The sequence below is a fragment of the Prescottella equi genome (assembly GCF_020171745.1).
Lineage (GTDB): Bacteria > Actinomycetota > Actinomycetes > Mycobacteriales > Mycobacteriaceae > Prescottella > Prescottella equi_A.
On sequence record NZ_JAIVAH010000004.1, the window covers coordinates 150,350 to 164,926 of the forward strand.

At 69.3% G+C, this 14,577-nt stretch carries 12 protein-coding genes; 7 read left to right on the forward strand and 5 right to left on the reverse strand.

Features of this window, described 5'->3' with window-relative positions; genetic code table 11:
* Nucleotides 1–60 precede the first annotated feature (60 nt).
* Nucleotides 61–699, forward strand: coding sequence for a YigZ family protein (locus LCL87_RS02065; protein ID WP_225016138.1), 639 nt, complete (start codon nucleotides 61–63; stop codon nucleotides 697–699).
* Nucleotides 700–795: 96 nt separating this feature from the next.
* On the opposite strand, the gene sucD is transcribed toward LCL87_RS02065, so the two are convergent.
* Nucleotides 796–1,698, reverse strand: a complete 903-nt coding sequence (sucD, locus tag LCL87_RS02070; RefSeq protein ID WP_127915149.1) for a succinate--CoA ligase subunit alpha — start codon at nucleotides 1,696–1,698, stop codon at nucleotides 796–798.
* A 15-nt stretch (nucleotides 1,699–1,713) separates the two neighbouring features.
* Entirely contained in the window at nucleotides 1,714–2,883 is a 1,170-nt protein-coding gene (gene sucC / locus LCL87_RS02075; RefSeq protein WP_127915150.1) for an ADP-forming succinate--CoA ligase subunit beta, read from the reverse strand.
* A gap of 544 nt (nucleotides 2,884–3,427) precedes the next feature.
* Between sucC and LCL87_RS02080 the strand changes: the two genes are divergently transcribed.
* Nucleotides 3,428–4,429, forward strand: coding sequence for a M23 family metallopeptidase (locus LCL87_RS02080; protein ID WP_225016140.1), 1,002 nt, complete (start codon nucleotides 3,428–3,430; stop codon nucleotides 4,427–4,429).
* A gap of 86 nt (nucleotides 4,430–4,515) precedes the next feature.
* On the opposite strand, the gene pcrA is transcribed toward LCL87_RS02080, so the two are convergent.
* Complete coding sequence (gene pcrA, locus LCL87_RS02085; RefSeq protein ID WP_225016142.1) at nucleotides 4,516–6,990, reverse strand: DNA helicase PcrA; 2,475 nt, start codon at nucleotides 6,988–6,990, stop codon at nucleotides 4,516–4,518.
* 334 nt (nucleotides 6,991–7,324) lie between these two features.
* Here pcrA and LCL87_RS02090 point away from each other — a divergent pair, with 334 nt between their 5' ends.
* A complete protein-coding gene (locus tag LCL87_RS02090; RefSeq protein WP_225016144.1) occupies nucleotides 7,325–7,618 on the forward strand; it encodes a chorismate mutase in 294 nt (97 codons plus the stop codon).
* Between the two features lie 93 nt (nucleotides 7,619–7,711).
* On the opposite strand, the gene LCL87_RS02095 is transcribed toward LCL87_RS02090, so the two are convergent.
* Entirely contained in the window at nucleotides 7,712–9,163 is a 1,452-nt protein-coding gene (locus LCL87_RS02095; RefSeq protein ID WP_225016146.1) for an NAD-dependent succinate-semialdehyde dehydrogenase, read from the reverse strand.
* A gap of 89 nt (nucleotides 9,164–9,252) precedes the next feature.
* Here LCL87_RS02095 and pgi point away from each other — a divergent pair, with 89 nt between their 5' ends.
* The gene (gene pgi, locus LCL87_RS02100) at nucleotides 9,253–10,902 is read left to right on the forward strand and encodes a glucose-6-phosphate isomerase (RefSeq protein WP_225016148.1); all 1,650 of its coding nucleotides are present in this window, start codon (nucleotides 9,253–9,255) and stop codon (nucleotides 10,900–10,902) included.
* Between the two features lie 2 nt (nucleotides 10,903–10,904).
* Here the strand turns inward: pgi and LCL87_RS02105 are convergent, their stop codons facing one another.
* The gene (locus LCL87_RS02105; RefSeq protein ID WP_225016157.1) at nucleotides 10,905–11,705 is read right to left on the reverse strand and encodes an FAD:protein FMN transferase; all 801 of its coding nucleotides are present in this window, start codon (nucleotides 11,703–11,705) and stop codon (nucleotides 10,905–10,907) included.
* 172 nt (nucleotides 11,706–11,877) lie between these two features.
* On the opposite strand from LCL87_RS02105, the gene LCL87_RS02110 reads away from it, so the two are divergent.
* The 3 genes from LCL87_RS02110 (at nucleotide 11,878) to LCL87_RS02120 (ending at nucleotide 14,536) form a co-directional block, all read left to right on the forward strand.
* Nucleotides 11,878–12,645 carry a crotonase/enoyl-CoA hydratase family protein gene (locus LCL87_RS02110; RefSeq protein WP_225016159.1) on the forward strand — a complete coding sequence of 256 codons (768 nt, stop codon included), beginning with the start codon at nucleotides 11,878–11,880 and terminating at the stop codon, nucleotides 12,643–12,645.
* A 17-nt stretch (nucleotides 12,646–12,662) separates the two neighbouring features.
* Nucleotides 12,663–13,934 (forward strand): hypothetical protein, encoded by a 1,272-nt coding sequence (locus LCL87_RS02115; protein ID WP_225016161.1) that lies wholly within the window; start codon nucleotides 12,663–12,665, stop codon nucleotides 13,932–13,934.
* A gap of 86 nt (nucleotides 13,935–14,020) precedes the next feature.
* The gene (locus LCL87_RS02120) at nucleotides 14,021–14,536 is read left to right on the forward strand and encodes a hypothetical protein (RefSeq protein WP_225016163.1); all 516 of its coding nucleotides are present in this window, start codon (nucleotides 14,021–14,023) and stop codon (nucleotides 14,534–14,536) included.
* The last annotated feature ends 41 nt before the right edge of the window (nucleotides 14,537–14,577 follow it).

Sequence of the window (14,577 nt, forward strand, 5' to 3'; positions counted from 1 at the left end):
GTGGGGACCCCATTGTCTCCCCCCGACGGCGGTCCGGGGCCGGAAAGGGAAGATGAAATCATGCCTTTCACGCTGCCCGCCGGGTCCGACGTCGTCGAGGAGACCGAGGTCAAGCACTCCCGGTTCATCGCGGCGCTGCGACGGGTCGACTCCCCCGCCGACGCGCAGGCGTTCCTCGACGAACAGCGGCGGGTCTACCCGGACGCCCGGCATCACTGTTGGGCGTACGTGACGGGCAACGAACCGTCCGAGCGGGCCGAACGGTCGGGCGACGACGGTGAACCCGGCGGCACCGCCGGCGTGCCGATGCTGCAGGTGCTGCGGGCGCGCGACCTGGTGGACGTCGCCGTGGTGGTGACCCGCTACTTCGGCGGCATCAAGCTCGGCGCGGGTGGACTGGTGCGCGCCTATTCCGGCGCGGTCGCGGTGGCCGTCGATACAGCTGCAGCGGCCGGCACAGGTCTGCTCAGCCGTGAGCGCCTCGATCTGCTGTCGCTCGAAGTCGGGCACGACACCGCGGGCCGGATCGAGGCCGAACTGCGCGGCCGCGGGATCCCCGTCGTCGATACCGCCTACGGCGCCGAGGTCACCTTCACCCTGGCGACGAAGGACCCCGCGCAGCTGGCCGCGGTCGTCGCCGAACTCACCTCCGGCGCAGGCGAACTGGAGCCTGCCGGTGTCCGGTGGGTGGACGTGTGAGACGCCGAACGGCGCCCGTAGCCGGACGAAACGTCCTGGCTACGAGCGCCGTTCGCTCGATCGCTGCGCGGGCGCGAGCGCCCGCTACACAGCGGATCAGAGGGTCTTCAGGATCTCCCGAGCGAGAGCCGCGGTCTCGGACGGCGTCTTGCCGACCTTGACACCGGCAGCCTCGAGGGCGTCCTTCTTGGCCTGCGCGGTGCCCGAGGAACCGGAGACGATGGCGCCGGCGTGGCCCATGGTCTTGCCCTCGGGAGCGGTGAAGCCCGCCACGTAGCCGACGACCGGCTTGGTGACGTTGGCCTTGATGTAGTCGGCGGCACGCTCCTCGGCGTCGCCACCGATCTCACCGATCATCACGATCAGCTTGGTCTCGGGATCCTTCTCGAACGCCTCGATGGCGTCGATGTGGGTGGTGCCGATGACCGGGTCGCCGCCGATGCCGATGGCGGTCGAGAAGCCGTACTCACGCAGCTCGAACATCATCTGGTAGGTCAGGGTGCCGGACTTGGAGACCAGGCCGACCGGGCCCTTGCCCGCGATGTTCGCCGGGGTGATGCCGACGAGGGCCTCCTCCGGGGTGATGATGCCCGGGCAGTTGGGGCCGATGATGCGGGTCTTGTTGCCCTTCTCCACGTTGTAGGCCCACGCGTAAGCGGAGTCCTGCACCGGGATGCCCTCGGTGATGACCACGAGCAGCGGGATCTCCGCGTCGATGGCCTCGACGATGGCGTCCTTCGAGAAGGCCGGGGGAACGAACGCGATCGAGACGTCCGCGCCGGTCTCCTTCATGGCCTCGGCGACGGTCGCGAAGACCGGCAGCTCGACAGCGTTGCCGTCCTTGTCGGTGTGCGAGACCGTGGTGCCGGCCTTGCGGGCGTTGACGCCACCGACGACCTGGGTGCCGGCCTTGAGCATCAGCGCGGTGTGCTTGGTGCCCTCGCCGCCGGTGATGCCCTGGACGATGACCTTGGAGTCCTTGGTCAGGAAGATAGCCATTGTTGTGTGTGTCCCTTACTTCGCGGCGAACGCGAGCTCGGCAGCCTTGTCGGCAGCCTCGTCCATGGTTGCGACGACCGTCACCAGCGGGTGGTTGGCCTCGGCGAGGATGCGGCGACCCTCTTCGACGTTGTTGCCGTCCAGGCGCACGACGAGCGGCTTGTTGGCCTCGTCGCCCAGGGTCTCGAGGGCGCCGACGATGCCGTTGGCGACCGCGTCACACGCGGTGATGCCACCGAAGACGTTGACGAAGACGCTCTTGACCTGCGCGTCGTTCAGGATGACGTCCAGGCCGGCAGCCATGACGGCAGCCGAGGCGCCGCCACCGATGTCGAGGAAGTTGGCGGGCTTGACGTTGCCGTGCTTCTCGCCCGCGTACGCGACGACGTCCAGGGTCGACATGACCAGGCCGGCGCCGTTACCGATGATTCCGACCTCGCCGTCGAGCTTGACGTAGTTGAGGTCGTTCTCCTTGGCCTTGAGCTCGAGGGGATCGGTGGCGTCACGATCCTCGAAGGCCTCGTGGCCGGGCTGACGGAACCCAGCGTTCTCGTCCAGCGTCACCTTGCCGTCGAGGGCCAGGATCTGGTCGTCGGGCGTACGGACGAGCGGGTTGACCTCGACCAGGAGAGCGTCTTCCTTGATGAAGACCTCCCACAGCTTCTGGATCGTGTTGGCCGCGGCGTCGAGCACCTCGGCGGGCAGCTTGCCGGCCTCTGCGATGCTGCGCGCGAACGCGAGGTCGACACCCTTGACGGCGTCAACGGGGATCTTCGCGAGAGCGTCGGGGTTCTCCTCGGCGGTGACCTCGATCTCGACGCCACCCTCGACCGAGCACATGGCCAGGTAGGTGCGGTTGGTGCGGTCGAGCAGGAAGGAGATGTAGTACTCCTCAGCGATGTCGCTCGCCTCTGCGACCAGCAGCTTCTTGACGACGTGGCCCTTGATGTCCAGGCCCAGGATCGCCTCGGCGTTCGCCTGTGCGGCGTCCGCGTCGGGCGAGTACTTCACGCCACCGGCCTTGCCGCGGCCGCCGACCTTGACCTGCGCCTTGACCATGACCGGCTTGCCGATTTCCTCCGCGATCTCGCGGGCACCGGCAACCGTGTCGGTAACACGGCCGGCCGACGTCGGCACGTCATGCTTGGCGAAGAGTTCCTTCGCCTGGTATTCGAAGAGATCCATCTGCTCACCGTCTCGTCTGCGTTGACGCCCGCTCGGGGTAGGAGCGGGTCCGTGTCGGACTTTAACTAGTTCAATCAATCGACTATCGCTCGCCTATGCGCCATGTGGCACATATCACGCACTCCAGTCGACGGCGGCACTCCGTCGCGGCCACCACATCGGAGGAGCGGCGGCACCACGATTCGAACCGGGTGCGCACTCGGTGCGGCCGCGCCAGAAGGCGCCCCCTCAAGGATTGCAGGTGCCTCGAAGCCTGTCGCGATCGGTCCGCCCGAAAAGCCCCCGAGAAGCCCCCGAGCCACCACCCCGGAACGCCACTGCGACCGTCCCGGCGATTGCCGAGATTGGGCTGTAACAAAGACGCGCCGTCCCGATATATGAACGAGACCATTTGGGATGTTCGGCATCCCCCCAGCTCACGGTGTGACACCGGTCACATCTCCATGTTGCGTGCGCGGTACAGGTTGCCCCGCCGCAACCGTTTCGTTACCGTCGCCAGGGTCTAAGTCACAGGCAGGTCACGAGCAGGAGGACGGCAGGGCACATGCACCACCGCACTCAGTTCACCGCCAGCCGATTCGTGAAACAGCACGCCGACGCGGAGCCCACCCGGGCGTTCCCACCCGCGGCAGGTCCGGAAGCCACTGGCTCCGGGGCGGAAAGAACCGAGATTCACAGCGTCATGCTCCACAGCACCGAAGTTCCCACCGCCCGCGAGGATGCCCCCGGCACCGGCGAGGCCCCCACCGAGATCACCGGCGTCACCACGATCGCCGACGTGACCCCCTCCGGACACGGCGGTCGCCACCGCCTCCCCACTCCCCCCACCGCCCTCAAGGGCCGCGCAGCGGTCATAGCAGTGGCAGCCGGCGCAGTCGTCGCCGCCGGGCAGGCCGCAGTCAGCGGGCCGTCCCAGAATTCCGATCATTCCGAGGTCGCCCTCGACGAGGCCGGGTCGGTCGCCACCACCGCGACGCCCCAGGCGGCACAGTTCAGCAACGTCGCGCAGACGACCTCCACCAGTTCCGCCCCGCAGGTGCTCGCGCTCGCGAATCCGACGGATCTGAACCAGTTCTCCAACCTGCTGGCCAAGGGCCAGCGCTTCAGCGAGGAGCGGGCCGCCCGCGAGGCCGCCGCCCGCCGCCCGCTGTTCGTCCTGCCCGCCAAGGGCACCTACACCTCGTCCTTCGGATCCCGCTGGGGCACCCTGCACGCCGGCGTCGACATCGCCAACGCGATCGGCACCCCGATCTACTCGGTGGCCGACGGTGTCGTCGTCGACTCGGGTCCGGCCTCCGGCTTCGGCATGTGGGTCCGCGTCCAGCACGCCGACGGCACCATCACCGTCTACGGCCACATCAACGAGACCCTCGTGACGGTCGGCCAGAAGGTCATGGCCGGCGATCAGATCGCCACCATGGGCAACCGCGGCTTCTCCACCGGCCCGCACCTGCACTTCGAGGTCCACCTGGCCGGCGACAACAAGATCGACCCGCTGCCGTGGCTCGCGACCCGCGGCATCAGCCTCGGCGTCGAGCAGCCCTGATCCGGCTGCCACCCAGAACCGCAAAACGCCTCCGGCCCAAGCATTTCGCTTGGGCCGGAGGCGTTTTCACATCCTGAGAGGACGCCTCAGAGCTTGACCATCGGCACGCCGCCGATCAGCATCAGACGCACCTTGCCCGCCGAGCCGAAGTCGATCGTCACCGTCGCGGTGGGACCTGCACCCTTGGTCTCGAGCACCTTGCCGAGGCCGTACTTGTCGTGGCTGACGCGGTCGCCGACCGCGAGCACCAGGTTGTTGTTGCGACCGCGTGGCGCCCCGAAACTCGGCGACGCGCCGCCGGAGCGGCCCGTGGAACCGAAACCCGACCCGCCACCGAAGCCCCCGCCGAAGCCGGAACCGCCGTAGCCCTGTCCGCGGGGCCGACCACCACCGATCGCACCGCCGGCACCGAGGACACCGGGATCCTCCCGGCGCCAGTTCACGAGATCAGCCGGAATCTCTTGCAGGAAGCGCGATTCCGGATTGGTGACCGGCTGCCCCCAGGCCGACCGCACGATGGCACGAGTCAGGTACAGCCGGTGCCGCGCACGGGTGATCCCGACGTACGCCAGGCGCCGCTCCTCGGACAGTTCCGCTGGATCGCCGAGTGCCCGCATGTGCGGGAACTGACCGTCCTCCCAGCCCGTGACGAACACGACGGGGAACTCGAGGCCCTTCGCGGTGTGCAGCGTCATGAGTGTCACCACGCCCTCACCTTCGTCGGGCACCTGGTCCGAGTCGGCGACCAGCGACACCCGCTCGAGGAACGCGGCGAGCGAGCCGGGATCGGGCTGCCCCTCGTCCTCGACGACGTCGTCCTCGGTCGCGTTCTCCTCGGCGAACGCGGCGGCGTTGCGGGCGTCGGAGCTGAACTCCCGTGCGACGCTAACCAATTCGTTGAGGTTGTCGAGGCGCGCCCCGTCCTGCGGGTCGCTGCTGGCCTCGAGTTCGCGACGGTACCCGGTGCGGTCGAGCACGCCCTCGACGACCTCGCCGATATCGGTGAGATCGTTGCCGTCGGCGTCGGTGCTCGCCATCAGCACACGCAGTCCGTCGAGCAGTTCGAGGAACGACGCGATCGCCTTCTGGGAGCGGGTGTTGAGCAGCGGCACCGCGCCCTCGGCACCGGCCCGCAACGCCTGCGCGAACCCGATGCCCTTCTGCTCGGCGTACACCGACACGCACGCCTCGGCGCGGTCACCGATGCCGCGGCGCGGGGTGTTGAGGATCCGGCGCAGGCTCACCGCGTCGTCCTCGTTCGCCAGCACCCGCAGGTACGCGACGATGTCGCGCACCTCCTTGCGCTCGTAGAACCGGGTGCCGCCGACCACCTTGTACGGGATGCCGAGCCGGATGAAGATCTCTTCCAGCGCGCGGGAGGAGTTGTTGGTCCGGTAGAACACCGCGACGTCGCCGAACTTCGCGTCGCCGGCGTCGACCAGACGGTCGATCTCCGACGCCACGAACTGGGCCTCGTCGTGCTCGTTGTCGGCGACGTACCCGGTGATGAGCTCGCCCTCGCCGGAGTCGGTCCACAACCGCTTGTCGCGGCGGCCGGTGTTCCGGGAGATCACCGAGTTCGCCGCGGACAGGATGTTCTGCGTCGACCGGTAGTTCTGCTCGAGCAGGATGGTCCGGGCGTCCGGGTAGTCGCGCTCGAACTCCTCGATGTTGCGGATCGTCGCACCGCGGAACGCGTAGATCGACTGGTCCGCGTCACCGACGACGCACAGCTCACCCGGCGGCACGGCGTACGGGTCGTCCGACTCCTCGCCCACGAGCTCGCGGACCAGGACGTACTGGGCATGGTTGGTGTCCTGGTACTCGTCGACCAGCACGTGCCGGAACCGGCGCCGGTAGTACTCGGCCACCTGGGGGTTGGCCTGCAGCAGGCCCACCGTCTCGCCGATCAGGTCGTCGAAGTCGAGCGCGTTCGCGGCCCGCAGTCGCTGCTGGTAGTGCGCGTACACCCGGGCCACCAGCTTGTCGAGGTCGTTGGAGTCGCGGTCGGCGTCCGCCGCGGCCTCCTCCGGGTCGATCAGCTCGTTCTTGAGGTTCGAGATCTTGGTCGCGAGCAGCCGCGCCGAGTAGCGCTTGGTATCGATCTCGAGATCCTTGGAGATCATCGTCAGCAGACGGCGCGAGTCGTCGGCGTCGTAGATCGAGAAGTTCGAGTTCAGGCCCTGCAGCAGACCCGCCTGCGCGCGCAGGATCCGCACGCAGCTCGCGTGGAACGTCGACACCCACATGCTGTTGGCGCGCGGACCCACGAGCTGGGCGACGCGCTCACGCATCTCCGCCGCGGCCTTGTTGGTGAACGTGATCGCGAGGATCTGGCCGGGCATGACGCCGCGCTCGGCCAGCAGGTACGCGATCCGGCGCGTCAGCACCGCGGTCTTGCCCGACCCGGCTCCCGCGACGATGAGCAGCGGCGATCCCGCGTGCTCGACCGCCTCGCGCTGGTGCGGGTTGAGCCCCTCGAGCAGTGCGTCGACAGGGACGCGCGATCCGCCCTGGGAACTGCCGGGAGTACCGAGCGTGGAACCGGAAATTGTGTTCATCGTCTGTCCACGCTACCGGCGAAGTCCGACACTCCGGCAGGTACCCGATCGTGCTGGTCGTGAAGGCAGTCACCCTTGCTTGGGTTGGCCTTGTACGCGTGGCAAACTGGAGTGGTGATCATGGCCGCAACGACGCGAGCATCCGGTGCACGATGGCGCGAGTGCCGTCTGCACTGGCGATTTCCCAGCGGGTACCGACCGATGGTGCCCGCGGCCTGATCCCCCGCGAGCCCCGAGGTCCACATGGATCCCGGGGCGTTCTTGTGAGCAGGACCCGGATTCGTAACGACTCGAGGGAACCGAACGAACCTAGTTCCGACACGAGGAGCAGACTATGAGCAGCCCCACCACGACTTCTTCATCCGATTCGCCGCTGCCCGCGAGCGAAGCCGAGATCGCCGAACTCCGCAAGGAGATCGACCGCCTCGACGCCGAGATCCTCGCCGCCGTCAAGCGCCGCAGTGAGGTGTCGCAGATCATCGGCCGCACCCGCATGGCCTCCGGTGGTCCGCGTCTGGTGCACAGCCGGGAGATGAAGGTTCTGGAGCGGTTCAGCGAACTGGGCCAGGAGGGCCACACCCTCGCGATGCTGCTGCTGCGTCTCGGACGCGGCCGCCTGGGGCACTGACCGCTACCAGCTCACAACCTCCACAGCGCGAACTCGAGAAACGCCCGGTCCGTTCGGACCGGGCGTTTCTCGTCGCTCACTGCTTCTCGTGGCTCACTGCAGCGCGATGTACTTGGTCTCGAGGTACTCGGCGATCCCCTCGCTGCCGCCCTCACGTCCGAACCCGGAGGACTTGACGCCTCCGAACGGCGCGGCGGTGTCGGAGATGACGCCGCGGTTGACGCCGACCATGCCGGTCTCCAGGGCGTCGGAGACACGCAGCGCCCGGTCGAGGTCGCGGGTGTAGATATAGGCGGCGAGACCGAACTCGGTGTCGTTGGCGGCCGCGACGGCTTCCTCCTCGGTGTCGAAGCCGGTGATCGCGGCGACCGGGCCGAACACCTCCTCACGCAGGATCCGCGCCGACGCGGGGACGTCGGCGAGGACGGTCGCGGGATAGAACCAGCCCGGCCCGCCCGGGGCCTCGCCGCCGAGCAGCACCTTCGCTCCGGCCTGCACGGCGTCGTCGACCAGTTCGGACACGGTGGCGAGCTGGTCACGATTGATCAGCGGGCCGAGCGTCGTCTCCGGGTCGATACCGGGGCCCATCTTCGACGCTGCCATCCGTTCGGTCAGTTTCGCGGTGAACTCCTCGCGGACGCTGTTCGCGACGTGGAAACGGTTCGCGGCCGTGCACGCCTCGCCGCCGTTGCGGAGCTTCGCGAGCATCGCACCGTCGACCGCGCTGTCTACGTCGGCGTCGTCGAACACGACGAACGGCGCGTTGCCGCCGAGCTCCATCGACGTGCGCAGCAGCCCCTTCGCGGACTTCTCGACCAGCAGCCGGCCGACGCCGGTGGACCCGGTGAAGGTGAGCTTGCGCAGCCGCGGATCCTCGAGCAACGGCTCGGTGACCGCACTCGAATGTGACGTCGGCAGCACCGACAGCACACCCTGCGGCAGCCCCGCCTCGACGAACAGTTCGGCGAGCGCGAGCATCGTCAGCGGCGTCTCCGACGCGGGCTTGACGATCATGGTGCAGCCGGCGGCCAGCGCGGGCCCGATCTTGCGGGTACCCATCGCGAGCGGGAAGTTCCACGGAGTGATCGCCAGGCACGGCCCCACCGGCTGCTTCGAGACGAGGATGCGGCCGTTGCCCGCCGGTGCGGCCTGGTAGCGGCCCTCCATCCGGACCGCCTCCTCGGCGAACCACCGGAAGAACTCGGCGCCGTACTTCACCTCGGCACGGCTCTCCGGCAGCGCCTTGCCCATCTCGAGCGTCATCAGTTGAGCGAACGTCTCCGCCCTGGTCGTGATCTTGTCGAACACCGACCGCAGCAGCTCGCTGCGCTCACGTGCGGGGGTCGCGGCCCAGTCCGCCTGCGCGGCGGCCGCGGCGTCGAGGGCCTTGACGGCGTCGCCGGGACTGGCGTCGGCGACCTCGGTGAGGACGTCACCGGTCGCGGGGTCGTATACGGGGAACGTGGCGCCGTTCTCGGCATCCACCGGGGTGCCCCCGATCCACAGCTTGGTAGGAACGGCACGAATCAGTTCGGCTGGGTTCATGACCTCCATCATGCGCCGGATGAGCGTGCCGCGTGTCGCTCAACGAGAGTCGGCAAGATGTTCGGGAGGACTGCCGATAAGCTTCCTCCATGAGCACAGACATCACCGGTACCGCAGCCTGGAAGAACCTGGATGCGCATCATCGAGTGATCGAATCTGCCCATCTGCGAGACCTGTTCGCACAGGATCCCGCCCGAGGTACCGATCTGACGGTGTCGGCGGGCGACCTGTACGTGGACTACAGCAAACATCGCGTCACCCGCGAAACCCTTGGCCTGCTGGTGGATCTGGCGCGCGCCGCGCAGGTCGAGCAGCGCCGCGACGACATGTTCGCAGGCGCCCACATCAACACGTCCGAGGACCGCGCGGTGCTGCACACCGCGCTGCGTCTGCCCGCGGACGCGCAGCTCACCGTCGACGGGCAGGACGTGGTCGCCGACGTGCACGACGTGCTGCGCCGGATGGGCGAGTTCACCGACCGGCTGCGATCCGGGCAGTGGCGCGGCGCGACGGGCGAGAAGATCCGCACTGTCGTCAACATCGGTATCGGCGGTTCGGACCTGGGCCCGGTCATGGTGTGCGGCGCGCTGCGCCACTACGCCGACGCCGGCATCTCGGCGCGCTTCGTCTCCAATGTCGATCCCGCCGACCTGGTGGGCACGCTGGCCGACCTGGACCCGGCCACGACGCTGTTCGTCGTCGCTTCCAAGACGTTCTCGACGCTCGAGACGCTGACCAACGCGTCGGCGGCACGCCGTTGGCTGGTCGACGAACTCGGTGAGGACGCGGTACCCAAGCACTTCGTCGCGGTCTCCACCCATGCGCAGCGGGTCGCGGAGTTCGGCATCGACACCGCCAACATGTTCGGTTTCTGGGACTGGGTCGGCGGACGCTACTCGGTGGACTCGGCGATCGGGCTGTCGGTGATGGCGGTGATCGGCAAGGAGCGGTTCGCGGAGTTCCTCGACGGTTTCCACACCGTCGACGAGCACTTCCGGACGGCGCCGCTCGAGCAGAACGCGCCCGCACTCCTGGGCCTGATCGGGGTCTGGTACTCGAGCTTCTTCGACGCCGAATCCCGTGCCGTTCTTCCGTATTCGAACGATCTGGCGCGATTCGCGGCATACCTGCAGCAGCTCACGATGGAGTCGAACGGCAAGTCGGTGCGCGCCGACGGCTCCCCCGTCACCACCAAGACGGGCGAGATCTTCTGGGGCGAGCCTGGCACCAACGGCCAGCACGCCTTCTACCAGTTGCTGCACCAGGGCACCCGTCTGGTGCCGGCCGACTTCATCGGGTTCGCCGAGCCCACCGACGACCTGCCCACGTCCGACGGCACCGGCAGCATGCACGACCTGCTCATGAGCAACCTGTTCGCGCAGACCAAGGTGCTCGCGTTCGGCAAGACCGCCGAGGAGATCGCCGCCGAGGGCACGCCCCCGGAATTGGTGCCGCACAAGGTGATGCCGGGCAACCGTCCGACCACCACGATCCTGGCGCCGCGGCTGACGCCGTCGGTGATCGGTCAGCTCATCGCGCTGTACGAGCACCAGGTGTTCGTCGCGGGCGTCATCTGGGGCATCGACTCGTTCGACCAGTGGGGCGTCGAACTCGGCAAGACCCAGGCACTCGAGCTGGGCCCCGTGCTGACGTCCCCGGAAGCACCTCCGCAGCAGGATGATTCGTCGACCGACACGCTGGTGCGCTGGTACCGGAGCCAGCGCGGGCGAGCAGTCTGAGATCACGCGGCGTGCGGATGGCTCCATCCGTACGTCGTGTAGACGCGTCCGTCGCGGTCGACGAGCCGGGCAGCCAGTTCCTGCTGTTCGAGCCACGTGACGGCACCGACGCCGCGCCGGAGCGCCGCTCCGGCCGCGCCGTGAGCCCACAGCGCATCCTCCGCCAGCACCGACACCTGCTCCCACTCCCCGCCGACAGGGTCGTGGCCGGCGAACGTGGCGTCCGTGCCGGCGGTGGCGAGGGCAGTCTCCGTCGGCAGTTCGATCGCACCGTTGCCCGGCACCGGTACCTGCCAGCCACCGGCCGGGCAGTGTCCCTCGGTGGCGACGTCGAAGCCGATCCGCACCAACACCCCGCACTCGAGTTCGTGGGCCACGAGCGCCGCCGCCCGATCGACCGTGTCGGCCTTCGCGATGCCCGCGATGTCGAACGACGCACCCCACGGCGCGAGGACGGTGTCGTCGTCGATCTGGACGTCCGCGAACGTCGGCGTCGGATGGATCGACGGCACGCCGGCCAGTGAGTCCTCGACCGCGAGCGGACTGACCGCCCCGTCCGTCATCCGCGCCACCCACAGCGCCGACCGCAGCAGTCTCGCCAGACGGACACTGACCCGGACGGGCAGCCCCTGGGCCAGGTTGACGGCGTGGATCTCGGCGTCACCCCGCTGCAGGCTGCAGGCGGCTTCCGCCTCGGCGACCAGGGAGCCCACCAGCGCCACCGCGGGCCCGAGGGCCGCTCCCTCCGTCACCTGGACTTCGATCTCCTCGCCCCAGGCGCTCCATCGCGTGTCGACCAACATGACGTGCTCCGTGCCTCCGTGCGAACCGGTTGGGCACCGGCGCGGACAAACGGGTTCATTTCCTCCAATTATGCGCTCGCAGGCAACGGACCGGATCGGCCGCGATGCCGATTCGACGTCGAACTCGCTGATTCGGCCCAGCCGCGCGGACGGCCGCGGGTAGCGTCGAATCATGCCGGTACGCAGCGAGAAGACCGGGCCCGTCACGACGATCGTGCTGTCTCGACCCGAGGTCCGCAACGCCGTGGACGGTCCCACCGCCGCGGCCCTCGCCGCTGCCTTCCGGGAGTTCGACGACGATCCGGACGCCGCGGTCGCGGTGCTGTGGGGCGAGGGCGGCACGTTCTGCGCCGGTGCCGATCTCAAGGCGCTCGGGACCGAGCGGTCCAACCACGTCACCCCGGACGGTGACGGCCCGATGGGACCCACGCGGATGTGCCTGTCCAAGCCGGTGATCGCCGCCGTGTCCGGCCATGCGGTGGCCGGCGGCCTCGAGCTGGCGTTGTGGGCGGACCTGCGAATCGCGGAGGCGGACAGCGTCTTCGGAGTGTTCTGTCGGCGCTGGGGAGTACCGCTCATCGACGGGGGCACCGTGCGTCTGCCGCGCATCGTCGGCGCCGGGCGGGCGATGGACCTCGTGCTCACCGGGCGGGCGGTCGGCGCCGAGGAGGCCCTCGCGATCGGCCTGGTGAACCGCGTGGTGCCACCCGGTCGGGCCCGCGCCGCCGCCGAGGAACTGGCGGCCGAACTGGCGGCGTTCCCGCAGACGTGCCTGCGGGAGGACCGCATGTCGGTGCTCGAGCAGGAAGGCCTGTCCGAGCAGGACGCGCTGGCAGGCGAGTTCCGGCACGGGATGGTGGCCGTGACCGTCGACGCCATGTCCGGTGCGGCGCGATTCACGGCCGGCGAGGGACGGCACGGCAGCTTCGACAACGCCTGACGGTAACGTCCGCCCTCATGGACCGGCTGACGATGGTGGACGAGATCTTCCTGCGCAGGCACCACGGCTACGGGATGCCGATCGTGATGCAGGGCCTGTGGCGCACCGCCGACGCGGTGGACATCCGGGTGCTCGAGGCGGTGCACGACGCCCTCTCGCGGGGTGCGCTCGGCCGCCGTGTGGTCCGGCCCCAGGTGCCGGGCGCCCGAATGCGGTGGGAGGCGTCCACCGCCACCCTCCCGCTGCGCTACGAGACGCACCCGGTCGACGACGTCGTGGCGTGGGCCGACGCGCGCGCCGACGTGGACGTCGATCCGGAGCACGGGCCCGCGTGGGCCCTGTCCGCGGCGCCCACGCCCGACGGCGGCACCGCGATCTCGCTGGTGTGTTCGCACGTCGTCGCGGACGCGCGCGGGCTCATGGCGGCCGCGGGCGCCGCGATCACCGGCAGGTCCCCGGCCCCCTCCCCGGCTCGGACCTCGGACGTCGCCGATGCCGCGCGGACCGTCGGTGCCGTGCTGATCGACGGCGCGACGGCCTCGCTGGGCCTGGCGTTCAGCGCGAACCGGCGCCGGGAGCTGCGCGAATTCCGCGCGGCCGCGGCGGCCGATCGCCGGCCGGACAGCACGCACGTCACGACCGGGACGGTCACCGCGATCGTCGACGTCGACGCCGCGGCGTGGGAGGCGGCGGCCGCAGCGGAGGGCGGCACCGCGAACGGCCTGTTCATCGCGCTGGTCACTGCGATCGCGGACGCGGCCGGTGTTCCGATGCCGCTGCACATCAGCGTGCCGGTCGACACCCGCGCGTCCGACACCGTCGACAACGCGATGGTGATCACCGAAGTGGTTGTGACACCGAACGATTCGCTGGCCGACATCCGCCGGCTGAGCCGGGAAGCGTTCGCCCGGCCACCGATGGGTGCCCCGTCGGGCTTCCCCGAGGAGATCGCGCAGATCCTGCCCGACCGCATCGCGAACCGCCTGACCGCCGGGGCCGGGGAGCGCGACGCGCTGTGCTCGAACATCGGCCGGATCCCCGACTCGCTGGCATCACTCGGCCCCTATCGGACCACCGGCGTCGCGACCCGCGCGATGCACCCGGGACTGTCCGCGGATCGTCCGGCGTCGACGACCACGCGAGTGTCGGGCTACCTCTCCTCGCACGGCGACACGTACACGTTGTCGCTGGTCGGGGTGGATCCACAGCATTTCGGAAACTCCGAACGTCTCCGCGACCTGGCCGTCGCGCAGCTCGAGAAGTGGGGGCTCGCGGCGCGCCCGTGGTGAGGAGTGGTGCCACGCGGCACCAAACTGGCACCACATTTTTCTCGATGATCATTTACATGGCACCAAACTGATGCCATAGTGGTGCCATGAACCTGGAACCGTACGTCAGCGCCCTGCAACACGACCTCGCGGTCGCGGCCGAGGCCGGCGGCCCCGAAGCCCGCGACCTTGCGGAGCGACTGACCGCGCCGCTCGACTCGGCGGTGCGCCTGGCTCTGCTCGACGCCCTGTCCGCGGCAGCCGGCGAGATCACCCGCGATCTCGCGCCGGGCTCGGTCGATCTGCGCCTGCGTGGTCGCGAGCCGAGTTTCGTCGTCACTCCCCCGCCCGCGGAACCCGCGCGCGACAGCGACGAACTACCGAGCCCCGAACCGTCGTCCCGGGGCGCCGAGGTCGACGAGGGCCCGATGACCCGGATCAATCTCCGCCTGCCGCAGGACCTCAAGGACCGGGTCGAGGATGCGGCCCGAGTCGCCGGGATGTCCGTCAACGCCTGGCTCGTCCGCTCCGCCGCAGCAGCCCTCGAGGAGGTCGGCGGACCGCGCCGGCCCGAGCGTCGCGCCCCGACGGGCGGCGACCGCTTCACCGGCTGGGTCCGCTGACCTCTCGCCGCCCGCATCCCGAACATCACACACCGAGGATC